The organism is Vibrio sp. 1288 (assembly GCF_033344475.1).
In genome coordinates this window covers 1-719 of record NZ_JAWPOX010000491.1, presented here as the reverse complement: position 1 = coordinate 719, position 719 = coordinate 1, and the positions used below count along the sequence as shown (strand labels likewise).

At 42.7% G+C, this 719-nt stretch carries 1 protein-coding gene; it reads left to right on the top strand.

Annotated elements, in window-relative coordinates:
• Positions 1 to 719: 6-hydroxymethylpterin diphosphokinase MptE-like protein (locus R8O11_RS27590; RefSeq protein ID WP_318194921.1), on the top strand; the 719-nt coding region annotated here is incomplete at both ends.

Below are 719 nucleotides of genomic sequence, written 5' to 3'. Positions count from 1 at the left end.
AGTGCCTACGACCCGCTCGAAGAAGCCTTTCAGTACCGAAGCCTAACGTCTAGCAACGAATATCATATTTGGGGCATTGGTATGGGCAACGTCCCATCCCTGTTAGCTCAAGATCAAAGCGCCAGATCTATTTGCGTTTATCTTTACAACCTTTCGCTAGCAAAATTGGTACTATCTCTTGTTCCTCAACCTTGGTTATCCGATCCTCGCGTCTCACTAGTCGCAGTTTCTGAAGATCATTGTGAAATCGGAAAACACTTATCAAGCCTGTGCTGGGATGATTGTATAATTATTAATGCTGACAGAGCGATTTCTCGTTATACACATCAATGGCTTTACTTCCGACTAGAAAATCGTGTTTTGATTGGCTTTGCGAACGCAAACTACCGACATAGCGACGCTGAACTAGTAACAAGAGAAGAAGAAAACGCCCCCCTTTTAAAACGAATTAAATCCTCTGATCATTATCTGATGTATCAAGTCGATGACGCTATTTGCATTGGTGCAGGCCCATCGCTCCAACATCATATTGAAGAGTTAAAAGTCGTTTATAGCCAACCAAATCGTCCAAAGTTCATTGCCGCGTCAACCGCATGCAAATGCTTAATGGAGAACGGCATCAAACCTGACGTCGTGTTTGCTGTGGATATGGATTTAGGTGACGAACATATTCCTTTTGAGCTCGCTATAAACACCATTTTAGTTTTTGCTAGCCATAT